The organism is Herbihabitans rhizosphaerae (assembly GCF_004216555.1).
Taxonomy (GTDB): Bacteria; Actinomycetota; Actinomycetes; order Mycobacteriales; family Pseudonocardiaceae; genus Herbihabitans; species Herbihabitans rhizosphaerae.
Window position 1 is genome coordinate 341,678 of the sequence record NZ_SGWQ01000006.1, and the last position, 23,805, is coordinate 365,482.

The window sequence follows — 23,805 nt, forward strand, 5'->3', positions numbered from 1 at the left end:
GGGATATTGACGTGCACCCCGCCGACGGCTAGGTAGGTGACGGCTTTCCGCATCGGAGGTACGCCATGTCACTCGGCCGTCTCACCACCGCCGTCGCTCTGCTCGCCGCCGGCACGCTCACCCTGACCGTGTCCCCGGCGGTGGCCCAGCCGCCGCCGGACCCCGGCAACCGGATCACCCGAGGTGAGCACCCCGGCAACGGGCCGGAGCGCAACACGATCGCGGCGAAGGACGGGCCGGGCATTCGCGCGGCCGCGGCCACTCCGCGCGGGGAGAACCGCCGCAAGCCGGGCGAGGGCTACCCGAGGCAGACCGAGCTGCGCGTGTACCCGGAGGATCCGGCGGACAAGTCGATCAAGCTCGGGCTGTACCCGTACCACGGGCTGGCGCCCAAGCTGAACGCGTTGCAGAACGCCGGCGACCGGGTGTCGGTCGAGGTGGTCGGGCAGTCCGGCCTGGGGCGTGATCTGTACCTGGTGACGCTGACCGCGCCGGAGTCGGCGCGCGAGGCCGGCCGGCAGGCGCGCTGGCGCGATCTGATCGAGGACGACCCGGTGCGCGCGGCACGGGATCCGTGGCTGCGGCGCGAGTACAAGGCGCCGATCTGGATCAACAACAACATCCACGGCGACGAGTGGGAGGGCACCGACGGCGCGATGCGCCTGATCGAGTACTTCGCCACCACGTCCGACCCGGCGGCGCTCAAGTTGTTGCGCCACAACAGGATCTACTTCAACGTGACGGCGAATCCGGACGGCCGCAACGCCGGGGTGCGGCAGAACGCGGCGGGCTTCGACCTGAACCGCGACCACGTGACCGTGTCCCAGCCGGAGACCCGCGCGATGCGGGCAATCGGGCACACGACGCAGCCGCTGGTGATGCTGGACGAGCACGGGTATGTGGACGGGACGCTGATCGAGCCGACCACCGCGCCGCACGGTCAGAACTACGACTACGACCTGTACATCCGGCACGCGTACGCGAACGCGCTGGGGATGGAGGCGGCGGCGAAGGCGACCGGGCACCCCGAGGTGAGCCCGGTGATCCCGTTCCGTGACCTGGCGCCGGGCGACTGGGACGACTGGCCGCCGATCTTCACGCCGATGTACCAGATGTACCACGGGGCGATCGGGCACACTATCGAGATTCCGATGCAGGTCAACCGAGATGCCTACGACGAGCTCCCGGTGCCCGAGCTGCGCCGGCGATCGGCGATCAATACGGACGTCGCGGCGGCGACCATGCGCGCGGCGATCGACTACACCGATCGCAACCGAGAGTCGCTGATCGCCGATCAGATCGAGCTGTTCCGCCGTGGGTGGGGTGGGGAGGCGCAGCGGTTCATCCCGGACGGGTTCGTGCCGGGATTCGGGCCGGAGGACCGGTACGGCACCACGTTCCCACGCGCCTGGGTGATCCCCTCCGGTGGTGGGCAACACTCGGCCGTGGCGGCGGCGCGACTGGTGGACTTCCTCGTCGCGGCCGATATTCGCGTGACCCGGGCGAAGCGCGCCTTCTCCGCCGGCGGCCGCCTGTACCCGCCCGGCTCGTACGTGATCGACATGGGCCAGCCCAAGCGCGGCCTGGCGAACGCGCTGCTGGAGGCGGGCGGCAACGTGTCGGCGAAGGTGCCGCAGATGTACGACATCTCCGGCTGGAGCAACGGTCTCTTGTGGGGCGCCACCGTGGACGTCGTCCACAATGGACCGTTGCGCGTGGACGGCCGGCCCGTGGTGGTCGCGGACCCGACCGGCGGAGTAGACGCCGCCCCCGGCCAGGCCATGATGTTGCGCGTTGCGGACGGAACCGACGTGCGCGCCGTGAACGACCTGCTCGCCCGAGGCCTCACCCTCACCCGCCGCGCCGATGGCACCGTCGTCGCCCCCGCGTCGGCCCGGCCGGCGGTGTTGGAGGTGGCCGACCGCTACGGCGTGCGGTTCACCCTCGCACCCGCAGGCGAGCCCGGCACGCCGATGCGCCGGCCGGTGATCGCCGGAGCGGTGGCACCGGACGAGCTGAAATCGTTGCGGGACATGGGTTTCGAGGTGCGCCCAGTGGATGCGGAATTGTTGAACGCCGGCTTCGACTGGTCCCGCGTGGACACGCTGTTCGTGTCATCCGGCCTGTCCTACGCCGATCTCACCCCGGCGGCCCGCGCCGCCCTGGACGGTTTCCTCGCGCGCGGTGGGGTGGTCACCCGAGGCGAGACGGGCGCCGCGTTCAACACCGACGCCGGCCTGCTGGCCGCAAAGCCGGTGATCGGCCGAGAGGACGCCAACGGCGTGGTCAACGTGGTGAACGAAGCCGGACCGGTGGCGGCCGGGGCGCTGCCGCACTCGTTCGTGTACTCGCCGGTGTGGTTCACCGATCTCGGGCCGGGCGTGCTGGCCGAGCAGCGTTTCGCGGCCGTGTCGCCGCATCTGGCCGGCCACTGGTTGCCGCGCGAGGACGGCACCGGCGGGCCGGAGGGTGCGGCGGGTCAGGCGGCCGTGGTGTCCGGTGTGGACGAACGTGGGGCGCGGGTGGTGCTGTTCGGGACCGAGCCGCTGTTCCGTGATCACCCGAAGGGCCTGTACGCGCAGGTGGGAAAGGCGGTGTTCTGGGCGGCGACCGTACCCGCCCCCGTATCGGCCCGCTGATGCTCAGGCGGCGTGCATGGTGTTGCGGATGGCTTTGCGCTGCGGATCGACCCACGCTGGCGGGATGTAGTACGGGATCCCGTTCTGCATGATGATTTCCCAGTCTTGTTCGTGAATGATCGTGTGGTGGAATCGGCAGAGCAGGGTCATGAGTTCTGCTGAGGTTATTCCGCCTTCGATCCAGTGGATGATGTGGTGTGCGTCGGTCCACTCTGGTGGCCGATCGCACCCAGGGAATGAGCAGCCTTTGTCGCGTGCGATGAGTGCTGCGCGGATTGTTGCGGTGACGAGCCGTTGTTCGCGTCCGACGTCGAGTGGTTGGCCTTCGCTGTTGAGGACGATGGGTGTGATGCCTGCGTCGCAGGCGATCTGTCGGATGGTTTGTGGTGTGATCTGCGCACCGAAGTCGCCTCGGGCGAGGCCGATTTGGTCGCGGAGTTGTTCGTAGGAAATGGTGATGGCGAGGTGTGGTCGTCGTCCGCCGTCTTGGGGGAGTGTGTCGGAGTTGAGGATGCGGTGCGCCAGCTCGATGAGCGCGTCGGCCCACCTGCGTGTGGCGGATCGGTTGTCGTCTTTGCCGGCGGGTTTTGCGAGTGGTGAGAGTGCGGCTTTGAGGACTTCGGCGCATTCGGGTGAGAGTCGCCCGCGTAGGAGGATGGTGCCGTCGATGTCTTCGATCATGGAGAATTCCATGCGCTTACGGGCCTGTTGTTCTTCCAGGACAACTTGTTCGGGCTGGAGGTGGGCGCGGGTGCGGGTGGCGATCTTGCCGAGTGTCACCGGCTCGAACCGTGTGGCTTCCTCCACGAGGAGTTGCTCCACGTCGGCGTGATGCTCGGCGGGGAGTGTGTCGATGGTGGTGCGCACAACTTGCACGTGATCGCGGCTGATCGCCCCAGCGGCGAGCGCCCGCGCCGCCACGGGCAGCTGCGCCTCGATGGGTTGCCCGGTCAGTGTGGTGGAGCCGAACAACGCGTTGGCGTCGGCTACTCGCCGGCGTGCATCGGCGGGTGAGATCCGCACGGTGTCCCGCAGGAACGATGCCGTGGAGTAGGCGCCCATTTCTTTCGCGATGCCCTGCTCATGGATTTCGTGGACGAGTTGAAGCCGCTCGTATTCGAGTTGTCGAATGTGGATTTCGCGAGCCCGTAGCTCGTCGATTAGTTGTTGTCCCCTCATGCCTCGATTCTACCCAATTCGACCGACCACTATGGGGTGAAACTATGTGGAGCAAGGTGGCGGCGCGGTACGGGCAAAAGGCAGGCGGAGCCTGCCCGTAGCGCCAGCCGTTAGGGCCGATCGAGGCTCACAAGTCCAGGGTGACGAGCGCTAGCGAGGAATCGCGAAGCGACGCCGAAGGCGCCCTTGACTTGTGAGAATCGGCCCGCACAATTCCGCGCCGCCACACCCCAAGAGCCACCCCCACGCCGAAGCACAGCGCGGAACTCACCAGTGCACAGCGCGGGACTCGCGCAACCACGACCCGTGCGCCTCCACCCGAGCCACCCGCGTGTCGTCGAGCCGCCGCTCCAGCCGCACCAGGAGATAGTCCGAAGAAAGCCGTTCCCCCAGATCCTCTCCCCATTCCACAACAACGGCAGCGTCCACCAATTCCGTGTCCAGGTCCAGGTCGTCCAGCTCGTCCAGCCGCCCACCCAGCCGATAAGCATCCACGTGCACCATCGCGACGCCCCGCGCCCCGGCCCGATGCTCCCGCGCGATGATGAACGTCGGCGAACTCACCCGCCCGACAACCCCCAACCCAGCACCAATCCCACGCGCCAAAACCGTCTTCCCCGCCCCCAACGGCCCCGACAACAAAACCAAATCCCCCGCCCGAAGAACGGCACCGATCCGCCGCCCCAACGCAAGCGTGTCCTCGACCAGAGGCACCTCAACGACGGTCACCGCCGCCACCACTTCCTCCGCTTCCCCGACCGGGGCGTCGCCGCACACAACGCCACCAGATCAGCCAGATGCCCGTTCACCACATCCGGCTGCTCCATCATCACCATGTGCCCGGCCCCGCGAACCCGCACCAATTCCGCGTCCGGCAATTCCAGCGCCGTCCGCTCCGCGTGCTGAAACGGCGTGATCCGATCGGTGTCACCGTGAATCACCTGCACATGGCAGAACTTCAAACCCGCCAGCGCGGCGTACCGATTGTGCCCGTCCAGCGTCTCGATGAACTGCGCGAGCACCCGCACCGGCGTCACGTCGAGCATCCGCATCATGAAGGTCACCAACGCGGGACTGACGTCGCGACTGCCGAACGCCAACGTGCGCACCGCGCGCCTGGTCAACTGCCCGCCGGAGGCGCGCACGAACTCGACCAGCCCCGGCTGCCAGTCGGCCAGCCCGCCGATCCGCCGCGTCACCGGGTTGTATTTGCTCAGCAGCGGACGCGGAATCCCGGCGGTGCCGACCTCGCCGGCCGCGGTCGCGATCAGCGCGACTCCGATCACCCGGTCCTGGAACAGCTCCGGCCGAAGCTCGGCCAGCGCCATGATCGTCATGCCGCCCATCGAGTGTCCGACCAGCACGATCGGCCCGTTCGGCACCATCGCGCGGAGCACCGCGTCCAGGTCGCGGCCGAGCTGCTCGATGGAGCTCGCCTCCGGCTCGTTCGGCGCGGAGTGGCCGGACCGCTCGTGGCCGCGGTGGTCGTAGAGCACCTGCCGCACCCGAGGCCCGTCCAGCTCGGCCAGATCGCGCCGCTGGAAGTGCCACGAGCGGCGGCTGATCGCGAACCCGTGCACGTAGACCACGGTCAGGTCGGGTTTGCCGCCGTCGGCGGGATCGATCTCCTCGACCGACAGCGGCACTCCGTCGTCGGCGGCGACGGTGCTGGTGCGGTCCGGTTGGAGCTTGCCGAGCGGCTCGTCGGCGTACGGGTCCTCGGCCTTGCGCCGCCGGGACAGCAGGGTGGCACCGATCGCCGTGCCGGTGGCGGCGATACCGACCGCGCCACCCACGATCGCGGCGATCCGTCCTGAAGGTGTGTTCACGGCTCCCCCACGTAGCGCCGGGTCACCCGAGGGCGGTACATCCCGGTGACGATCTCGTAGTCGATGGTCCCGATCGTGTCGGCCCACTCGGTGGCGGTCGGCCCGCCGTCCGCCCCCGTGCCGAACAGGACCACCTCGTCGCCGACGCGCACGGGATCGTCTCCGCAGTCGACCACGATCTGGTCCATGCAGACGCGGCCGACCACCGGCCTGCGCCGCCCGCCGAGCAGCACGTCCATCCGCCCGGACAGCGTGCGCGGCACCCCGTCGGCATACCCGACCGGCACCAGCGCCACCGTGGTGTCCACTGTGGACGTCCACGTCTGTCCATATGAGACCGACTCGCCGGCCGGCAGCCGCTTGGTGAGCACCACCGAGGAGCGGAACGTCATCGCCGGCACGAGATCTTCCTTGTGCGGCAACGGGTTCAGCCCGTACACGGCGATGCCCACGCGGACGAGGTCGAAACACAGATCCGACCGGCTGAGCGTGGCAGCCGAGTTGGCGAGGTGCCGCATCGGGCGCAGTCCGGCGGCCAGCGCGATGTCGTAGGCGTCGTCGAACCGCTTGGCCTGCGCGTCGATCGAGGGGTGGCCAGGCTCGTCCGCGCAGGCCAGGTGCGACCAGATCGCGCGCACCTGGACGCCACTGCTCGCCGCCTCCGCCACCAGCTCCGGCCACAGGTCCGGCGGGCACCCGTTGCGGGTCAGCCCGGTGTCGATCTTCAGATGCACGGCGGCACCCGGCCCCGCCGCCCGCAGACCCTCCACAGTGGACACTCCGATGTCCACATCGGACTCGACGGCCGGGCGGAGGTCCGTGCCGGGCACGTCCAGCCAGCACAGCAGCGGCGCGCGCACGCCGGCCTCGCGCAGTGACATCGCCTCCGCGACCGACACCACGCCGAGCCAGGTCGCGCCCGCGTCCAGCGCGGCACGGGCGACCGGCAGCGCACCGTGCCCGTAGCCGTCGGCCTTCACCACGACCATGGTGGCGGCACCGGACTCGGCCGCCCGTGCGGCCAGCAGCGCGGTGTTGTGCCTGATCGCGTCCAGGTCGACGACCACTTCGGCGCGCGGCGGAAGCATGTCTGCCATAACGCGTTCATGGTGACACAGCACCGAGCCGGGCCTGGCGCACGGCGTCCCGGATCGCGGCGACGACGGCGGACGCCGAGGTGGGTGCGCCGTCGGCGGCGAGTTCGCCGGCCAGCGAGTGCAGCCAGGCGGCGCGTCCGGCGGCCAGCCACGGATCCATGCCGGACGCGAGCAGCGCGCCGATCAGGCCGGACAGCACGTCGCCCGAGCCGGCCGTGGCCAGCCACGAGCCGCGCGACCGGTTGGCCAGCAGCCGCCCGTCCGGCGCGGCCACGATCGTGGTGTTGCCCTTGAGCAGGACCACCGCGTCGAGCACCTCGGCCAGCTCGCGCGCGGCGGCGACCCGGTCCGCGCCGAGCGTGACACCCTTCGGTTCGGCGATCCGCGCGAACTCGCGGTCGTGCGGCGTGAGCACCACCGGCACGCCCGGCTCGCGCGCGTCCCAGAGCCCGGAATCCTTGGCCAGCAAGGAGATCCCGTCCGCGTCGACACAGGTCGGCACCCCGCCTGCGAGCACCTCGGCCAGCGTGTCCCGGCCGGCCTTCCCGGTGCCGAGGCCGGGCCCGACGACCCACGCCTGCACCCGCCCGGCGTCCGCGACCGATCCGGTGGCGACGATCTCCGGCCAGGCGGCGCGCACCTCGTCACCCGCCGGCCCGGCGTAGCGCACCATGCCGGAGGTGGCCGACACGGCGGCGCCGACGGTGAGCACGGCCGCGCCCGGGTAGGTGGCCGAGCCGGCCGCGACACCCGTGACGCCCTGGCTGTACTTGTCGTCGCGCGGACCCGGCACCGGCCACTCCGCGCCGACGTCGACGCGGTCGAGCACCACGATGTCCGGCTCGCCCAGCTCCGGCCGCAGCCCGATGTCCACCAGAACCGTTGTGCCACAACGACTTTCCGCGAGGACGTGCACCGGCTTGCGGCACCCGAACGTGACGGTGACGTCGGCGTGCACGGCCGGCCCGTCCACCGCACCGGTGTCCGGGTCGACCCCGCTCGGCAGGTCAACGGCGAGCACCGGCGCGGTCACCCGGTCCACGAGTGCCGCCGCGTCCGGCCGGAGCGGACCGCGGGCGGACAGCCCGACGATCCCGTCGATCACGAGGTCCACGTCGTCCAGCACCTGAGCGTGCTCGGCGGTGACGACCCGGCCCCGGGCACGGCGCAACGCGGCCAGCCCCTCGGCGTGCGCGCGCTCGGGGGCGAGCAGCACGGCGGTCACCCCGACACCCCGACGGCGCAGGAACGCACCGGCCCACAGCGCGTCGCCGCCGTTGTTGCCGGCCCCGACGAGCAGCGCCATCCGGCGGCCGGCCACCCCGCCGGTGTGCCCGGCGAGCATCTCGGCCGCGTGCGTGGCGACGCCGTACGCCGCGCGCCGCATCAGATCTCCGGCCGGGGTGCGCGCGAGCAGTCGGTCCTCCGCGGCCTTGACGCGAGCTGTTGTCCACACGCCCTGCATGGGGCTAGCGTGCCAGAACCCGCCGGCCGTAACGGCGAGCCCGTGCCGACCGACAGGGCCACCAACAACTCACGGGCAGGAGCGCGCGCTGAAACACGGTCGATTAGCAGCGATCTCGGGCGCGATGGTGCTCGCGGTGCTGACTGCCGCCGGCTGCGGCAATCGCACCGAGCCACCGGCCGCGCCGGCTGAGACATCGGCCGACGCGCAACCGGGCGCGGATCTGACAACCACTCCGAGCAAGGCGCTGGCCACCAACGCGCGCGGCAATCTGCCGAAGAAGATCGGCGAGGAGAGCGGGTTCTCCGACCGCGAGGGCGGCCATTTCGCCACCTTCAAGCTCACCAAGATCGAGAAGAGCGCCAAGTGCGCGGACGCCTCGATCAAGCCGAGCAACGGCCAGTTCATGGTGCTGACCTTCGAGATCGCCACGACCGCGGAGTTCTCCACGCGTTCGACGCCCAGCCTGTTCAACCCGCTCGATTTCAGCGTGCTGGGCCTCAACGGCGTCGCCGACACCGAGGTGGCCACGCCGGGCACCTACGGGTGTCGCGCCGCGAAGAAGCTGCCGTACAACCTCGCGCCCAGCTCGAAGTACGTGTTCGAGATCGTGCTGGACACCAAGGCGACCAGCGGCGCGGTGCAGTACCGACCACCGCTGGCCGCCGACTACGGCTGGGAGTGGCAGCTTTAATCGCGCCTGCTCCAGGTCTGCGGTAGTGCCACCTGGCCGGTAACGAACCGGCTCCACAGCCCGAAGCGCAGATCGCGTCCGCGTGGCGCGTCGCTCTCGGCGAAACTGTGCACCTGGTCGCCGTTCCTGATCACCGCGCCGAACGACACCCGGAAGCGGGTCGTGGCCGAGCGCTGCTGCGGCGGAAGCGCGGAGATCACCAGCTCGTCGGAGCCCCACGCGTAGGTCCCCCGGTACGGCGCGGACACCGGCTCGAACGTGTTCTCCAGGATGCCGCCGACGGCCGGAACCGTGATCAGCACGCCGCGCAGGCCGTTCGGGTAAACCGTGTTGAACACGGCCACCTCGGCCTCTCCGGACGGGTAGAACGTCCCGACGCCCTGGCCCACCTTCGAACCAGGCGGGCACGCGGCGGGTCCGCCGGCCTCGTAGTCGGCCCGCGCGCAGGTCGGGAACTTCTCCGGATTGAACCGGATCGACTTGTCGAACAGGAACACGAATCGCGTGGCCGGGGCGGGTTTCTCGCCGGTGGCCGTGCGGCTGGTGCGGTCGAACGCGACGACCACGCCGTCGCGGGTGCCGCCGTCCGGGTGGGCGGCGACGGAGAGGTCGTCGAGGTTGCGCGGACCGTCGACGACCGGTTCGACCGGTGGTTTCGGCCCACCCGGTGCCGGATCGGGGCGGTGTCCCGCGGCGGCCGGCGCCGCGGTGATCGCGACGGCGGCGAGGGATAACGCGAGGACGGATCGGATCTTCATGTGTACCTCCAGGTCTTTACGACACATGTCGAATAGTCCAGTCGGGAGGTAATCTCTTCGTGAGTTATCGAATAGTTGGTGGAGGGCCAGTGCCGCTGGGTAGGTGGACGCCGCTGCGGCATCCGGAGATCGACCAGGTCGCGATCGACGACGTGCTGCACGCGCTGGCCGACCCGACGCGCCGGCGGATCGTGCGCATGCTGATCGCCGATGGTGACCGCCCGTGCGGCACGTTCGGGCTCGAGGTGTCACCGTCGACGCTGAGCCATCACTTCCGATCGCTGCGCAAGGCGGGCATCATCCGCCAGTTCGACAGCGGCCGGCAGCGGATCAACACGCTGCGAGTGGCCGAGTTGGACACCCGGTTCCCTGGCCTGGTGGACACGATCCTGGACAGCGCCCCCGACTGACATCACACCCCGTATCGGTAACGGAACGTGGCCGTCGGCCGACCGTGTCGGAGCAGTGAAACGTTTCGACGGAGGCGGAAACCCCATGGCGCGCAAGCGAACTCTCACCCGGCACGTCGCGATCGCGATGGCGACGCTGCTGGCGACCACCTCGCTCGCGGCCTGTGTGACCAAGTCCGGGCCGCCGCTCGCCGCCGCGGAAACGGTCCCAGAGCCGCCGGAGCCCCCCGAGGAGCGGCCGACCACCAGGCCCGCCCCGACGACAACGACCACCCCCAGCCGGCCGAACAGCAACCAGCGCGGCAACGTGCCGAAGCGAGTCGGCGAGCAGGACAGTCTCAGCGACCGCCAGGGCAACGTCGCCGCCACCTTCACCCTCACGAAGATCGAGAAGGACGCGCGCTGCACCAACCGCTACGCCAGCAAGCCCGAGAACGGGCACTTCGTGGTGCTCACGTTCGAGGTCAACACCAGCCAGCAGTACTCGAAGCAGGTCACACCGAGCGTGCTGAGCAGCTACGAGATGAGCGTCCTCGGGCCGGACGGCGTGACCGAGACGAACGTGCACACCGCCCCCACCTACGGCTGCCGCACCGGCCGGACGGCGCCGTATGACCTCGCGCCGGCGTCGAAGTACGTGTTCGAGGTCGTGCTCGACGTCAAGAACACGACCGGGATCCTGCAGTACCGCCCGATCCTGATGCGCGGCGAGGGCGGCTGGGAGTGGACGCTGTAGATCACTCCACGGTGACCGACTTGGCCAGGTTGCGCGGCTTGTCCACGTCGTAGCCGCGCGCCCGGGCGATCTCCGCGGCCAGCACCTGCAGCGGCACGGTCGACACCAGCGGCTGCAGCAGCGTCGGCACGGCCGGCACCTCGATCAGCTCGTCGGCGAACGGCCGCACGGTCTCGTCGCCCTCCTCGGCGATCACGATCGTGCGCGCGCCCCGCGCCTGGATCTCACTGATGTTGGACACCAGCTTCGCGTGCAGCACCGCGCGCCCCTTCGGCGACGGCATCACCACGACCACCGGCAGACCGTCCTCGATCAACGCGATCGGGCCGTGCTTGAGCTCACCCGCGGCGAAGCCCTCGGCGTGCATGTACGCCAGCTCCTTGAGTTTCAGCGCGCCCTCCAGCGCCACCGGGTAGCCGACGTGCCGGCCGAGGAACAGCACCGCCTTCGAGTCGGCCAGCTCCCGGCCGAGCGCGCGCACGGTGTCCACAGTGGACAGAACCTGCTTCACCGCGGCCGGCATCGCCTCCAACTCGGCGAACTCGCGCGCCACCTCGTCGGCGTACTTGGTGCCGCGCGCCTGCGCGATGGCCAGCCCCACCAGGTAGTTCGCCGCGATCTGGGCGAGGAACGCCTTGGTGGACGCCACCCCGATCTCCGGCCCGGCGTGCGTGTAGAGCACCGCGTCGGACTCGCGCGGGATCTGCGCGCCGTTGGTGTTGCACACCGCGAGCACCCGCGCCTTCTGCGCGCGGGCGTGCCGGATCGCCTCCAGCGTGTCTGCCGTCTCGCCGGACTGGGACACCGCGACCACGAGCGTCGCGCGGTCCAGTACCGGGTCGCGGTAGCGGAATTCGGACGCCAGCTCGACCTCGACGGGCAGCCGCGTCCAGTGCTCGATCGCGTACTTGGCGACTAGCCCGGAGTGGTAGGCCGAGCCGCACGCGACCACGAACACCTTGTCCACGTCGCGCAGGTCCTGGTCGGACACGCGCTGCTCGTCCAGCACGATCCGGCCGTCCACGAAGTGCCCGCGCAGCGTGTTGGCCAGCGCGTCGGGCTGCTCCTCGATCTCCTTGAGCATGAAGTACTCGTGGCCGCCCTTCTCGGCGGCGGACAGGTCCCAGTCCACGGTGAACTCGCGCGCCTCGCTCGGCCCGCCGTGGAAATCGGTGACCTCGTAGCCGTCGCGGGTGATCACCACGGCCTGGTCCTGGCCCAGCTCGACGGCGTCGCGGGTGTGCTCGATGAACGCGGCCACATCGCTCGCCAGGAAGGTCTCACCCGCACCGACGCCGACCACCAGCGGCGAGGACCTGCGCGCCGCCACGATCTTGTCCGGTTCACCCGCATGGGTGACCACGAGCGTGAACGCGCCGTGCAGTCGCCGGCACACGGTCCGGACGCTGGCCGGGAAGTCGCCGGCCGTCTCGCCCGAGTCGTACTCGCGCGCGATCAGGTGCGCGGCGGTCTCGCTGTCCGTGTCGCTGGTCAACTCGACGCCGTCGGCCTCCAACTCGGCCCGCAGCGACGCGAAGTTCTCGATGATTCCGTTGTGCACCACCGCGATCCGGCCGGCGGTGTCCCGGTGCGGATGCGAGTTGCGGTCCACCGGCGGGCCGTGCGTGGCCCAGCGCGTGTGCCCCATGCCGGCCATCCCGCCGAACGCGGCCCGCCCGACCTCGTCGAGGCGCGCCTCCAGGTTCGCCAGCCGTCCGGCCTTGCGCTCCACGGAAAGATTTCCGCGCCCGCCGGCGCCAGAGGCATCAGTACAGCCGGTGAGCACCGCCACGCCGGCGGAGTCGTAACCCCGGTACTCCAGGCGTCTCAGCCCTTCCAGCACGACGTCCAGCGCCGGCCGATGCCCCACGTATCCCACGATTCCGCACACGCGGCACAGGGTAACGAGTGCCCGAGGCAGGCCCGCGATATCGTCCACCTCATGGCCGTGAAGCCCAAGCACCTGCTCGACGAGCTGTCCCGACCCGGGCCACACCAGGTGCTGCGCGGCGATCTCGCGCTCGCCGGGGTCCCCGGCACCGTGTTCACGCCGCATTCCGGCCTGGGGCTGCCGGCCGTCGCGTTCGGTCACGGCTGGCTGCAGCCGCCCGACCGGTACCTCGGCCTGCTGCGCCACCTGGCCTCCTGGGGCATCGTCACCGCGGCGCCGGCCACCCACAAGGGTCCGCTCGGCTCGCACCGTCTGCTCGCCGGCGACCTGCGCACCGCGCTGGACGTGTGCGCCGGGGTGCGGCTCGGCGACGGTGCCATCAGCGTCGACGCCGGCAAGCTGGGCATCGCCGGGCACGGCGGTGGCGGCGGGTGCGCGGTGCTCGCCGCGGCCGAGGACGGCAGGGTGCGCGCGGTCGCCACGCTCGCCGCCGCGCAGACCCGGCCGTACGCGACCGACGCCGCGCGCAGGTGTGCGATGCCGTCGCTGCACCTGGCCGCCGGCGCGGATCTGGTCGCCCCGCCGGCCGGCAACGCCGAGCTGATCGCCGACGCCTGGGGCGGGCCGGCGCAGTTGCGGCTGCTGCCGAAGGCGAATCACCTGTCGTTCGCCGAGGGCCGGCACTGGAGCGACCTGCTGGTGTCCGGAAAGCCCGACCACGGTGTCCGGCGGATCACCAAGGCACTGCTCACCGCGTTCTTCCTGCGTCACCTGACCGGCGAGGAGCGCTACGACGTGCTGCTGGACGCCGACGTCAAGCGCGCGGTGATCATGGGCGAGCCGGAGCTCACCAGTCGCTGACGCCCGCGCGGCGGCGCATCGAGCGCGGCAGCGTCGGGTCGACCTGCTCGGACCGGTCCTCGCGGCGGGGCGGCCTGATCGACGACGTGTCGAACGACTCCACCAGGAAGCTCTGCCCCTCGGCGGACTCCGCAGTGAGTTGTTCCGCGCGCTTTCGCTTGGCCGCCAACAGATCCAGGCGGTGCCGCTCGGCGGCGTCCTCCTCGGAGCCCAGCTTCATCAGCTCGGACTCCGGATCGGTGTAGGCGGGCGCGGCGGCCGGATTCGGCGCGCGGCGGGCCATCTCCCAGGCCAGCCGGAGCCCATCCTCGGTCGCGGCGGCGGAGTTCGTCCTGGCCTGGGTGCGCGCGTGCTCGACATCGCGGGTCGCGCGACGGAGGGTTTCGCTGGACTTGAGCGCCGCGGCCTCCCACCGGCGCCGCGCCGCGGCGAGGACGTCGTCGTTCACCCTCGCCTCCTAGTGCCCCGTGACACGAGCCGCGGTTCGCCTCACTGTCCCGTGTCCGGGTCGAGTATCTCCTCCACGCGCCGGTAGCTGTCGAGGTCCTCGGCGAACGGCGAGTCGCCGGGGTCCGGCGCGCCACGCTTGCGCTCGCGGTCCTGGTCCCCGCCGGCGCCGCTCATCGGCATCATCGGCATGAACGGCATGCCCGCGCCGCCTCCGTGAGTCGTCGCCGCGGTGGTCGTGGTGCTCGTGGCGGCCGGTAGCGGTGGCACCGGCTCCTGCGCGCCGACCAGGATCCCGCCGTCCAGCGGCGTCTGCGACGTGTGCTGGGACGGCTGGCCGGAGTTCGGCGAGGTGCCCGCGCCTCGGGTACCGCCGCCGCCCAGCGAGGCCACCATCGGCGCGACGGGCAGGGGTGTCGTGGCCGGCGAGGCACTCGGGGCGGCGGCCGGGGTGATCGAGGCGGCCGCGTTCGGCTCGGTGCCGGCCGGCCCGCCGTCGACGATCTCCTTGCCCGCTGGCTCACCGGCGGTGATCGCGAGCGTGCCGTCGGCGTCCCTGGTCACCGTGATCGGCCTGCCGTTGTCGGTCAGCGTGGCCGTTCCCGAGGACAGGTCGACCCGGTAGGAGCGGATCGAGCCGTCGTCGTCGCGCACGGTCACCCAGGCCATGCCGTCGGCGTCCGGCTCGGACACGGTGACCGTGCCGTCCCCGGGCGCGTCGATACCCGTGTTCGGTGACGGGGTGCCACCCTCGTGCCCGGGAGTTCCGTCGAACGGGTTCGCGTCGAGCGCGGTGATTCCGTCGACGATTCCCGTCCACCCCTCACCGACCGCGTTCTTGGTCGCCGAGCAGATGCTGTCGAAGCTGGATTTGTGCGCGTCGAACGCGGGCACGAAGGTGCCGGTCAGCCATTGTGACGCGAGGTGGCCGTAAATGGTGAGCTTCTGCCCGGTGTCGATCCGCGAACCGGCGAGATAGGAACGGTGCGGCTCGTACAACGGAACACTTTCCAGCAGCGGAAGGTGCTCTTCTTTCAGGCGTCCCTTCGCGGCAAGCACGACGAGTTCCACATGGTGCGGATTCATCCCGGCGATATGGTCGGTCCAGAGTCCGAGCACCGCCCTCGCGCGCTCGAGCACCTGTGACTCGACCAGCCGGATCCCTTCCGCCACAAGGGAACTCGCCGTGCTCACGCCGTCGGTGACGGCCCGCCCGCCGCTCAACAGAACGCGGGAGTGTTCCTCGGCGATCTCGGCCGCACCGCCGGTCCACGCCGCGCGCGCGGCGCGGACATCGCGGTCGAGGTCGGTGGTCGCCTCGTCCAGGTGCGCGCCGATCCGGCCGAATCCGCGCGCGTCGGAACGAAACTTCTCCAGCGCGATTCCCCGAAACTCGTCGTAGGCCTCGAAAATCCCACCGACGTGCTTTTCGGTCCACAAGACGTAGGACGGACCGAACCATTCGAAGAACCGGAGTCCGACGGCGCCGGGATCGAGCAGGGTGTTGGAATCGGCGATCCCGGAGCCGCCGGAGGCCTCGGTATTCTTGGCGAGCTGTTCGAGCTGCCGTTCCGCCGCGTCACGCTCGGCGGCGGCCACCGACCGGTCGAATCCGGTGCCGACGGCGATCCGTCCCGGGGCCGCGATCACGTCGTTCACGCCTTCCCCACCTCCCGGATGAACTGCGCCTCGTGCTCGTCGGTCGCGATGTAGCCGGTGGCGGTGTCGCCGATCATGTCGCCGAACGCCTGGTTGCTGTCGGAGTAGGCGCGCACACCGGCGGCGAGACGATCGCGCACGGCGGCCAGATAGGCCGTGCCCGCGTCGGCGAAGGCGGCGCCGAAATCCTCGACGGTGAGGCCGGTGGCCCCGAGCTCGTCGGCCCATCCGCTCATGGAACCGGACCGCTGCCGCATCGCGTCCGCGACGATCGCCAGCTCACCGGCGTCCGCGTTGTATCCGTCGGTCAACTCTCAACCCCGATCCGCGCGCTCGCCAGGGCATCACCCCGGTCCCAACTCCGACGCCGGCCGGCGGGCCTCCGTTCCCGAATCCGGACAACGAAATCGGGCGGCCACCCGTGGGTGACCGCCCGACCTCGAACCCGATGCGTTACTCGACCCAGCTCTGCGCCGAGAAATCCTCGTCGTCGTCCACCGGAGCCGCCTGCCGCTGCTGCGGCCTGGCCGCCTGCCGAGGCGCACGAGCCGGCTCAGGAGTGGGCCGACCGGACTCGTCGTCCACCGGGTCGAAGCTCAGGAAGTGCCCGTCGGCCGACAGGGCCGGCTCCGGCACCTGCTCGACCCGCCGTTCCTTGCGCGGCACCGGCGCGACCATGCCCGCCGGCGGGGTGGGCGTGTCGTCCTGCAGCTCCTCGCCTTCGAACGAGTAGTGCACGTCCACCTGCGGGCGCGCGCCCCAGGCGTCCTTCGTCCCGGCCTTCTCCGCGGCCTTCTCCGCGTTGAGGCCCTCGTAGTACTGACGCAGCTCCTCGTTCTCCGCGTCACGCCGGGCCTGCTCCTGCTCGGCCTCGCGCACGTCCGCCTCGAACTCGTTGGTGATGGCGTCCACCTTGGCGTTGAACACCGCCAACGACCGGTCGTACTCCGCCCGAAGCGCCTGGACCTCGGGGCTGTCGTCTCCGTACACGAGCGCTCCCGTTACTTGTTGCTCTGCCCGATGACCCCGCCCTTGACCACCGGCGTGTCGTCGTCGAACAGGTTGCCCTCGGTCGTCCACTGGCTGCGCTGGCGCTCGTTGTCCTCGCCACCGCCGCCACCGCCCATGCCACCCATCATCGGCATGCCGCCCATACCCATACCGCCCATGCCCTGGCCACCGGCTGCGGCGCCCTGGCCACCGCCTGGCGCGGAGGCGAGCCCGGCTTCACCCGGCATACCGGCCTGGGCGGCACCCATGCTGCCCGGCGCCGCGGCACCGACCGACCCGCCCGGCTCCAGGGCGGTCCCGCCCTGCGTCGCGGCGTTGGTCAGCTGCTCGCTCGGACCGGGCGCACCGGCGGACGCGGCCGCCGCGGGCTCGGCACCTCCGCCGCCACCCGGCCCGGCACCGCCGGGACCGTCGACCGTCGCCGGTCCAGGTGCCACCGGCATCGGGTCGTTCGGCGTCTGCAGCGAGGGCAGAACGTGCTGCTGGTCCGCCGGCACGCGCTCGGCGACGCCCTGCGGGCTGTCCTGGCCCTCGACGTTCTCGACCGTGTAAGTGCTCGGCGGGCCCTCGCCGTCGTCGACCGTGATCGACACCGGACTGTCCGGGCCGCCCGCCTGGTCCACGGTGATGGTCATGTCGCCGTCCTGGATCACAGCCTTGCCGTCGGGACCCGGCTGGACCGGCAGCTCACCGGGAACCGGTGCACCCGGCACCGGCGCGCCCGGCCCTTGACTCGGCTGGGGCAGCGGGTTGCCGTTCTCGTCGAGCATCAACGGCGGGCCGTCGATCCCGCCAGGGCCGCCCTGCCCCGGCACGGCGCCGTCCCGGCCCTGCATCGGGATCGGCATGCCCGGCTGACCGGGCACGCCCGGCTGGCCCTGGTTCTGACCGGTCGCCGCACCGAAGTCGACGTCGTAGGTCTTCGGCGGGCCGGTGCCGTTGTCGACGGTCAGCTTCACGTGGCCGGACCCGTCGGGGCTGGACATCGTGATCGTGCTGTCGCCGTGCTTGATGGTGACCGTCTCCGGCTTGCCCTGCGGCGCGTCCGGCTTGCCGTCACCATCGGCGTCGCCCGGCATGTCCGGCTTGCCGTCACCGTTGGCGTCGCCAGGGGTGTCGGGCTTGCCGTCGCCGTTGGTGTCACCCGGAACCTGCGCCTTGGGCACGTCCTGCGGGGTGTACTCCTTCTGCTGACCGGTGTCCTGGGAGCCGTTGCCGCCCGAGTCGGTCTTTCCTGGGTCCGTCTTCCCCGGGTCGGTCTTGCCGGGGTCGGTCTTGCCTGGATCGTTCTTTCCGGGGTCGTTCTTGCCCGGATCGTTCTTGGGCGCCTCCAGTTGGAGGGTCTTGTACGGGTCGCCGGGCACATGGCCGGCGCCGCACATGTCCCGCAACGTCCGCCACTCGGCCGCGACCGCCTCGACCGTCGTGTCGACCAACTGGCGAAACGACTTCATCATCGAGTAGTAGTCGTTGCAGAACTCGTTGAGCTCGCGAACCTTGATATCGGCCGGCGTGTCGTCGCAGCCCTTGTCCAGGTAGACACCGGACTGGTCGTCGACGTAGGGCTTGGCGAACTCCTCCCAGTTGACCGGGATCCAGTCGGAGTCGCCGCTCTCCTTCTCGCCCCAGGTCTCGCGGTCGGTCTTGTCGATGCCCCAGCCACCGCCGCCTTCGCAGATGTTGTGCATCGCGTCCATCCACTCGCGCAGCAGATTGCGCCGGTGGTGGCCGTTGCCGTCCTCGCCGAGCTCCTTGTACTTGTCGACCATGCGCTTGCCGTCGCCGGTCTCGAAGAAGTTACAGAGCTTCTCGATGGCGGTCTTGCTGTTCCGCGCGGCGCCGTTGAGCGCCTCGACGAGGTGCTTGCCCTGCCTGCTGTGCTCCTTGGCCGCCTCGGTCAGCGGCTGGAACTTCTTCCGCGCCGCCTCACTGGCCTGACCGTTCCACGCGTCGTCCAGGTTCTTGTCCAACTGGCCGACGACGGTGGGCACGTTCGACAGGGTGGTGAAGTTGACCGCGATGAGGCGCTCGGAGACGACGTCGATCGCGCGGTAGTTGATGATCTTGAGCTTCCACCACTTCCCGCCCTCGCCGTCGGAGTCGTCCGGGGACTCGCCCCACGACGGCACGCCCGCCCACTTGCCCTTGTCCGACGGGCTGGCGGCGACGTGCTTGCGCCAGGTGCCGTAGATGAAGCCCCAGCGGTCCTTGTCGCACATCTTCTTGTAGCGGTCGAGCTTGTCGAGGATCTTCCCGGAGTCCGGGTGGTCGACCGGGCTCGGCTCCTTGAGCCGGTCGGTGATCTCGTGGCTGAATCCCTCGGCCATGCGTCAGCGCCCTCCCGCCTTCTTGAGCCCCCATGAGTTGTTGACGTCGGTCGCCTTGGTGGAGTCCGCGGACTGCCTCACCTTGGTCGAGGCGTCACGCAGGAACTTCTCGGCGTGCCCGGTCGACACGGACAGGCGCTCGATCGCGCCGTTCAACGCGTCGATCGCCGCGACGGTGTCCGGGTGGCCGCCAAGCATGCCCTTGGTCAGCGGATCCTTCTTCATGTGGTTCTTCACGGTCTCCATGGACCGCGCGAACGCCTCGAGATCCGTCGCCACCACGCGCAGCTTGTCGTGGTCCATCTGAAGGTCTTGATCGAAAGCCACCCGTACCCCCGGCCTTTGCTCTGAGTTCGGTTACGCGGCCTCTGACGCGGGACAAACCCGCGCGGTGCCGTCCCGTCGCAAGAAAAACATACTCCTCGACGGTGAGCTGCGTGACAGGAACGAAGGTTTCGCAGTTGCGAATCAGCTGGCCGAGGAAACCACGTCTGCCAGGCGTTTCGCGGCGGCGTCGGCGATGTCCTGGGTCGGCGCCTCGACCATGACCCGGATCAGGTGCTCGGTGCCGGACGCACGAAGGAGCACGCGGCCGGTCTCGCCGAGTTCCGACTCCACCGCGGCGACGGCCTCCTTGACGGCCGTGTCGGTGGCCACGGCCGCCTTGTCGGTGACCTTCACGTTGAGCAGCACCTGCGGCAGGCGGTGCATGACGCCCGCGAGATCGGCGAGCGAGCTGCCGGACGAGGCGATCCTGGCCATCAGGCGCATCGCGGTGAGCAGACCGTCGCCGGTGGTGGCGTGCGCGGGCAGGACGACGTGCCCGGACTGCTCGCCGCCCAGCGACAGGCCCGAGGCGCGCAGCTCCTCGAGCACGTACCGGTCGCCGACGGCGGTGGTGCGCAGGGTGACGTCCTGCTCACGCATGGCCAGGTGCAGGCCGAGGTTGCTCATCACGGTCGCGACCAGCGTGTTCTCGGCCAGTTCGCCGTCGTCCCGCATGGCCAGCGCCAGGACCGCCATGATCTGGTCGCCGTCCACGGCGTTGCCCTCGGCGTCGACGGCGAGGCAGCGGTCGGCGTCGCCGTCGTGCGCGATGCCGAGGTCGGCCTGCTCGGCGAGCACGGCCGCGCGGACGACGTCGAGGTGGGTCGAGCCGCAGCCGTCGTTGATGTTCTCGCCGTCGGGCAGCGCGTTGATCGCGATCACCTCGGCGCCGGCCTCGCGATAGGCGCGCGGGGCGGCGGCCCAGGCGGCGCCGTTGGCGCAGTCGACCACGACGCGCACGCCGTCCAGCCGCTGGGGCGTCGCCTTGAGCAGGTGGGTGACATACCGCTCGATCGCGTCGGGGATGTCGTAGATACGGCCGATCTTCACGCCGGTCGGACGTTCGCCCGCGGCGTCGAGGCCGACGGTGATCTCGTCCTCGATCTCGTCGGCGAGCTTGTGCCCGCCCGCGGCGAACAGCTTGATCCCGTTGTCCGGCATCGGGTTGTGCGATGCGGAGATCATCACGCCGAGGTCGGCGCCCATCTCGGCGACCAGGTGCGCGATGGCCGGCGTCGGCAGCACGCCGACCTGCATGACGTCCGCGCCGGCCGAGGTGAGGCCGGCCGCGACGGCCGCCTGCAGCATCTCCCCACTCGCGCGGGGATCGCGGCCGACCACGGCGACCGGCCGGTGCGAGTGGTCGTGTTCGGCGAGCACCCGCGCCGCCGACGCCGAGACGGACAGCGCCAGCTCGGGCGTCAGGTCGGCGTTGGCCAGACCTCGTACTCCGTCGGTGCCGAACAAACGAGCCATACTCGGACGAACCTCTCACACGGTGGACGGCCTCGCGACGGCGAAGGCCTCGTGCAGCTTAGTCACCGCGCGATCGGGCCCCGCTACCGCTTGCGTTTCATCCAGCTTCGCTCGGACAGATCCTCGTCCTCGACGTCATCGGCCCTGGCCACGGCACGCCGCGCCGGCCGAGGCTCGGGTTTGGCCACAGGCATCGCGGCAGGCGGTGCGACCGTCGGCACCGGTTCGGTCTTGGGCTCGACGCGCCGCGCCGGCTGCTCGACCTCCTCGTCCTCACCTCGGAACGCCAGCGTCCTCGGGCGCCGCGCCTCCTTCGGCCACGGGTTCTCCGTCTTGTCGTCCGCGGTCGATTCGGTTTCCTTGGCCTTGGCCTCCGCTTCCGCCCGGGCCTCGGCGACCTTCTTGTCCATCGCCTCGGCCTCGGCCTGCCGGCGGGCCTGCGACTCCTGGAACTCCTTGTCGATCTCGGCGGCGCGCGCGGCACTCTCGTTCAGGCCGCGAATGCCCGCCGTGGTGATCTCGTCGAGCTTTCGCCGGGTGGCGACCTCGTCGATCTCGTCGAAGTACGTCACGGCTCGTCCCCTCAGTCCTCGCCGATCGGGCTGTCGACGTAGGTGTCCGCGTCGTCCTCGGCGAACAGGTCACCGACGGTGCTCCACTGGCCGCCACCGGATCGGTCCTGGTCGCCGCCGCCTCCGCCGCCCGGGCCCGCGCCGCCCATCATCGGCATGCCACCCATGCCGGCGGGTGCGGCGCCGTGCGGCGGGTTGTTCGGGTCGGGTGCGCTCGCCAAGCCCGCCTCACCGGGCAGGCCGGCGCTGGGAACACTGGCCTGACCTGTGCCGCCCTCGGTCACGTTGCCCTGTGCGGACGTGGTCTGTTGCTGCGCGCCGGCCGGGTCGGGTGGCTGTGCGCCGGTTGCGACGCCCGGTTGGGGCGCACCCGGCTGGCGGTCCACCGTCGCGCCGGCGGCGTCGGCGTAGTCGAGGTTGTACGTGGTCGGCGGGCCGGAGCCGTCGTTGACCGTGATCTTGACCTGATCCGGCGTGCCCGGTGGCCGCTCGGCCGTCAGGGTCAGCGGGCCGTCCTTGACCACGACCTTGCCGTCCTCGCCGGCGGGGATCGCCCCGGCCAAGGGGGAGCCGGGCTGCGGTGGCACGCCCTGGCCGGCGCCCGGACGCTGGTTCGACTCCCGCGCCTGGTCGGGTGAACCGCCGGGTGGCATGCCGATCGCCCCGGACACCGGAGTACCCGGCGTGCCGGTCGCCGGACTGCCCGCGCCGGCCCCGAAGTCGAGGTCGTAGGTCTTGGGCGGGCCGGTCCCCTCGGCGATGCTGATCTTGACGATGCCCTGCCCGGTCGGGCTGTCCACCTTGATCGTGCGATCGCCGTCCTGAATGGTCACCGTCTCCGGCGGCGCTGCCACCGGCGGTCGATCAACGATCGGCCTTGGCGGAGTCTCGATCGGCGGCACCTGCACCGGGCCCGGCGTCGGTACGGGCGATACCTGCTGCATCGGCGGTATCGGCTTGGGAATGCTCGCCGAGCCGACACTGCCAGAGCCGACGCCCGGAATGCCCTGCACCTTCGTGCCACCGACTCCCGTGCCGCCCTGTGGCACACCCCCGCCTCCAGGGGGTCCAGCCTGGGTACTGAGCGATTGGAACACGTTCCGTTGCGCCAGCGCGGCCAGGTTGTCCAGAGCCGCTCTGTACAGGGCACGTACGTCTTTCACGAGGTTGTCAGTGGTCACATACCACTGATTGATCTTTCTCTCGATCGCGCTCTTCTCTTCTTCGGCCGTTCGAACGAGATAAGTGTACTGCGAGGTGGCTTCCCCCTCGTTCTTGACACAATCCCACCCGGCGACCTTGTCACGAAGAGCTTGATTGACAAACTTCCCATTGAGCATATCCCGCAACGAATTCTGACCGTAGTAGCAGGAAAAGTCGCCGCTCGCGTGGTTTCGAGCCTTGCCGTGAGAAACGCAGCGAGCCGAGAAGTAGTCAGCGTCATTGGCGCCAGACATCTTCCACCACTCATGTGGTGGCGAAAAGCCGTGGAAATTGAGTATCTGCAAGCTGACGGTCCGATAATCGCCGTACAGCTTCTTGATCGCCTCGACCGTCTGCCGCAGCCCTTGCGCCGTGATCTTCACTGCGCGCACGTACTCGTTGAGGACTTGCTCGAGGCGTCCAACGTTGCCAGTGAAGGCGTCGTATGACTTGCCCTTCCACTTGTCCGCGAGTTGATCTTTGCCCTTCTTGGTGACGAGCGAGATGTTTTCGATCGCAGCAGCCAGCCCGTCGAGCCGGTCGGCCTCATGGCTGAGCTTTCCCCAGAAGAGGCGTTCGATCTCCTGCCGCTTCACGATGGGCGTCGGTGACAGCTTGAATTCAAACTTCTCACCGAAGGCGGTGATCGCCTTGATCGCTGGATCCAACGGCGGACCGATCAGATCCCAACACTCGTCCCTCGGAACCGCTTTCGCGAGCCTGTTGTTGATGACAGCCGTCGCCACAGGCAGCTCGAACTGCATTAGCGCCCCCCAGGAAGCTGCATGTTGATCGCCTTGACGTTCTGATTCGCCGCACTGTCAGCGTGAACGATGACATCTGTTCCCTGCAGCAGGTTGGCGTGCAGATTACCGAAATTCGCGGCCAGCCGTCCCAAGTCTTGGGACAGCATTTTCATGCCTGCCTCAAATTCCTGCCCCTCGGCGTGCCACGAGTTCCCGAAATCCGGCGCCTTGGCAGCCGTATCAGCCACGGTGCCCTCGATCTGCTCGACCTGGACCTTCGCCTGGTTGAAGACTTCCGCGAACCCCCGAACAGCTTGCGGGTCGACTTCGAATCCCATTCCCCGTGGCTCCCCTTCGCTCACGCGCCACCGACAGGGCGACGTTATCGGGCGGCCGGGCGCGTCGTACCCGATTCGCGGCAAGTCACCCGTTCGGACGATACCGGCCGGGCAAACGCGAACCGCCGGGAGCTGGTAGC

At 70.0% G+C, this 23,805-nt stretch carries 22 protein-coding genes; 5 read left to right on the forward strand and 17 right to left on the reverse strand.

Features of this window, described 5'->3' with window-relative positions; all coding sequences use genetic code 11:
* Nucleotides 1-65: 65 nt before the first annotated feature.
* Entirely contained in the window at nucleotides 66-2,639 is a 2,574-nt protein-coding gene (locus EV193_RS20035) for a M14 family zinc carboxypeptidase (protein ID WP_130345692.1), read from the forward strand.
* Between the two features lie 3 nt (nucleotides 2,640-2,642).
* On the opposite strand, the gene EV193_RS20040 is transcribed toward EV193_RS20035, so the two are convergent.
* The 5 genes from EV193_RS20040 to EV193_RS20060 form a co-directional block, all read right to left on the reverse strand.
* Nucleotides 2,643-3,818, reverse strand: a complete 1,176-nt coding sequence (locus tag EV193_RS20040) for an HNH endonuclease signature motif containing protein (RefSeq protein WP_130345693.1) — start codon at nucleotides 3,816-3,818, stop codon at nucleotides 2,643-2,645.
* Nucleotides 3,819-4,085: 267 nt separating this feature from the next.
* Nucleotides 4,086-4,559 (reverse strand): tRNA (adenosine(37)-N6)-threonylcarbamoyltransferase complex ATPase subunit type 1 TsaE, encoded by a 474-nt coding sequence (gene tsaE, locus EV193_RS20045; protein WP_130345826.1) that lies wholly within the window; start codon nucleotides 4,557-4,559, stop codon nucleotides 4,086-4,088.
* Entirely contained in the window at nucleotides 4,544-5,647 is a 1,104-nt protein-coding gene (locus EV193_RS20050) for an alpha/beta fold hydrolase (RefSeq protein WP_242613518.1), read from the reverse strand. The genes tsaE and EV193_RS20050 overlap by 16 nt, the downstream gene beginning before the upstream one ends.
* A complete protein-coding gene (alr, locus tag EV193_RS20055; protein WP_130345694.1) occupies nucleotides 5,644-6,744 on the reverse strand; it encodes an alanine racemase in 1,101 nt (366 codons plus the stop codon). The genes EV193_RS20050 and alr overlap by 4 nt, the downstream gene beginning before the upstream one ends.
* 7 nt (nucleotides 6,745-6,751) lie before the next feature.
* Nucleotides 6,752-8,209 (reverse strand): NAD(P)H-hydrate dehydratase, encoded by a 1,458-nt coding sequence (locus tag EV193_RS20060; protein ID WP_130345695.1) that lies wholly within the window; start codon nucleotides 8,207-8,209, stop codon nucleotides 6,752-6,754.
* 136 nt (nucleotides 8,210-8,345) lie between these two features.
* Here EV193_RS20060 and EV193_RS20065 point away from each other — a divergent pair, with 136 nt between their 5' ends.
* Entirely contained in the window at nucleotides 8,346-8,903 is a 558-nt protein-coding gene (locus EV193_RS20065) for a hypothetical protein (RefSeq protein ID WP_130345696.1), read from the forward strand.
* On the opposite strand, the gene EV193_RS20070 is transcribed toward EV193_RS20065, so the two are convergent.
* The gene (locus tag EV193_RS20070) at nucleotides 8,900-9,661 is read right to left on the reverse strand and encodes a hypothetical protein (protein ID WP_130345697.1); all 762 of its coding nucleotides are present in this window, start codon (nucleotides 9,659-9,661) and stop codon (nucleotides 8,900-8,902) included. The genes EV193_RS20065 and EV193_RS20070 overlap by 4 nt on opposite strands.
* A gap of 89 nt (nucleotides 9,662-9,750) precedes the next feature.
* Between EV193_RS20070 and EV193_RS20075 the strand changes: the two genes are divergently transcribed.
* Entirely contained in the window at nucleotides 9,751-10,071 is a 321-nt protein-coding gene (locus EV193_RS20075) for an ArsR/SmtB family transcription factor (RefSeq protein ID WP_130345698.1), read from the forward strand.
* Between the two features lie 85 nt (nucleotides 10,072-10,156).
* Entirely contained in the window at nucleotides 10,157-10,807 is a 651-nt protein-coding gene (locus tag EV193_RS20080; RefSeq protein ID WP_130345699.1) for a hypothetical protein, read from the forward strand.
* A gap of 1 nt (nucleotide 10,808) precedes the next feature.
* Here EV193_RS20080 and glmS read toward each other — a convergent pair whose 3' ends face one another.
* Nucleotides 10,809-12,698 carry a glutamine--fructose-6-phosphate transaminase (isomerizing) gene (gene glmS, locus EV193_RS20085; protein ID WP_130345700.1) on the reverse strand — a complete coding sequence of 630 codons (1,890 nt, stop codon included), beginning with the start codon at nucleotides 12,696-12,698 and terminating at the stop codon, nucleotides 10,809-10,811.
* A 51-nt stretch (nucleotides 12,699-12,749) separates the two neighbouring features.
* On the opposite strand from glmS, the gene EV193_RS20090 reads away from it, so the two are divergent.
* Nucleotides 12,750-13,559: a dienelactone hydrolase family protein gene (locus tag EV193_RS20090; protein WP_130345701.1), complete on the forward strand. Its 810-nt coding sequence runs from the start codon at nucleotides 12,750-12,752 to the stop codon at nucleotides 13,557-13,559.
* Here EV193_RS20090 and EV193_RS20095 read toward each other — a convergent pair.
* From EV193_RS20095 to EV193_RS20140, 10 genes are all read right to left on the reverse strand, one after another.
* The gene (locus EV193_RS20095; protein WP_130345702.1) at nucleotides 13,546-14,007 is read right to left on the reverse strand and encodes a hypothetical protein; all 462 of its coding nucleotides are present in this window, start codon (nucleotides 14,005-14,007) and stop codon (nucleotides 13,546-13,548) included. The two genes, EV193_RS20090 and EV193_RS20095, sit on opposite strands and share 14 nt — an antisense overlap.
* A 41-nt stretch (nucleotides 14,008-14,048) precedes the next feature.
* Entirely contained in the window at nucleotides 14,049-15,665 is a 1,617-nt protein-coding gene (locus EV193_RS20100; RefSeq protein ID WP_130345703.1) for a hypothetical protein, read from the reverse strand.
* Nucleotides 15,662-15,976, reverse strand: coding sequence for a hypothetical protein (locus EV193_RS20105; protein ID WP_130345704.1), 315 nt, complete (start codon nucleotides 15,974-15,976; stop codon nucleotides 15,662-15,664). Before EV193_RS20105 ends, EV193_RS20100 begins: the two co-directional genes overlap by 4 nt.
* A 142-nt stretch (nucleotides 15,977-16,118) precedes the next feature.
* Nucleotides 16,119-16,655, reverse strand: coding sequence for a hypothetical protein (locus EV193_RS20110; protein ID WP_130345705.1), 537 nt, complete (start codon nucleotides 16,653-16,655; stop codon nucleotides 16,119-16,121).
* Between the two features lie 11 nt (nucleotides 16,656-16,666).
* Nucleotides 16,667-19,003: a hypothetical protein gene (locus EV193_RS20115; RefSeq protein ID WP_130345706.1), complete on the reverse strand. Its 2,337-nt coding sequence runs from the start codon at nucleotides 19,001-19,003 to the stop codon at nucleotides 16,667-16,669.
* 3 nt (nucleotides 19,004-19,006) lie between these two features.
* Complete coding sequence (locus EV193_RS20120; RefSeq protein ID WP_130345707.1) at nucleotides 19,007-19,306, reverse strand: hypothetical protein; 300 nt, start codon at nucleotides 19,304-19,306, stop codon at nucleotides 19,007-19,009.
* Nucleotides 19,307-19,471: 165 nt separating this feature from the next.
* Nucleotides 19,472-20,806 carry a phosphoglucosamine mutase gene (gene glmM, locus EV193_RS20125; protein WP_130345708.1) on the reverse strand — a complete coding sequence of 445 codons (1,335 nt, stop codon included), beginning with the start codon at nucleotides 20,804-20,806 and terminating at the stop codon, nucleotides 19,472-19,474.
* Nucleotides 20,807-20,889: 83 nt separating this feature from the next.
* Nucleotides 20,890-21,378 carry a hypothetical protein gene (locus tag EV193_RS20130; RefSeq protein ID WP_130345709.1) on the reverse strand — a complete coding sequence of 163 codons (489 nt, stop codon included), beginning with the start codon at nucleotides 21,376-21,378 and terminating at the stop codon, nucleotides 20,890-20,892.
* An 11-nt stretch (nucleotides 21,379-21,389) separates the two neighbouring features.
* On the reverse strand, nucleotides 21,390-23,345 hold the full coding sequence (locus EV193_RS20135) for a WXG100 family type VII secretion target (RefSeq protein ID WP_130345710.1): 1,956 nt from the start codon (nucleotides 23,343-23,345) through the stop codon (nucleotides 21,390-21,392).
* Nucleotides 23,345-23,665 carry a hypothetical protein gene (locus EV193_RS20140; RefSeq protein WP_130345711.1) on the reverse strand — a complete coding sequence of 107 codons (321 nt, stop codon included), beginning with the start codon at nucleotides 23,663-23,665 and terminating at the stop codon, nucleotides 23,345-23,347. Before EV193_RS20140 ends, EV193_RS20135 begins: the two co-directional genes overlap by 1 nt.
* Nucleotides 23,666-23,805: the final 140 nt, after the last annotated feature.

Excerpts from the sequence above, each read along its gene's own strand:
- EV193_RS20135 (WP_130345710.1), bottom strand. The coding sequence starts at position 23,345 with ATGCAGTTCGAGCTGCCTGTGGCGACGGCTGTCATCAACAACAGGCTC.
- EV193_RS20070 (WP_130345697.1), bottom strand. The coding sequence starts at position 9,661 with ATGAAGATCCGATCCGTCCTCGCGTTATCCCTCGCCGCCGTCGCGATC.
- EV193_RS20080 (WP_130345699.1), top strand. The coding sequence starts at position 10,157 with ATGGCGCGCAAGCGAACTCTCACCCGGCACGTCGCGATCGCGATGGCG.
- EV193_RS20140 (WP_130345711.1), bottom strand. The coding sequence starts at position 23,665 with ATGGGATTCGAAGTCGACCCGCAAGCTGTTCGGGGGTTCGCGGAAGTC.
- EV193_RS20060 (WP_130345695.1), bottom strand. The coding sequence starts at position 8,209 with ATGCAGGGCGTGTGGACAACAGCTCGCGTCAAGGCCGCGGAGGACCGA.
- EV193_RS20090 (WP_130345701.1), top strand. The coding sequence starts at position 12,750 with ATGGCCGTGAAGCCCAAGCACCTGCTCGACGAGCTGTCCCGACCCGGG.
- EV193_RS20035 (WP_130345692.1), top strand. The coding sequence starts at position 66 with ATGTCACTCGGCCGTCTCACCACCGCCGTCGCTCTGCTCGCCGCCGGC.
- alr (WP_130345694.1), bottom strand. The coding sequence starts at position 6,744 with ATGGCAGACATGCTTCCGCCGCGCGCCGAAGTGGTCGTCGACCTGGAC.
- EV193_RS20120 (WP_130345707.1), bottom strand. The coding sequence starts at position 19,306 with ATGGACCACGACAAGCTGCGCGTGGTGGCGACGGATCTCGAGGCGTTC.
- EV193_RS20115 (WP_130345706.1), bottom strand. The coding sequence starts at position 19,003 with ATGGCCGAGGGATTCAGCCACGAGATCACCGACCGGCTCAAGGAGCCG.
- glmM (WP_130345708.1), bottom strand. The coding sequence starts at position 20,806 with ATGGCTCGTTTGTTCGGCACCGACGGAGTACGAGGTCTGGCCAACGCC.
- EV193_RS20040 (WP_130345693.1), bottom strand. The coding sequence starts at position 3,818 with ATGAGGGGACAACAACTAATCGACGAGCTACGGGCTCGCGAAATCCAC.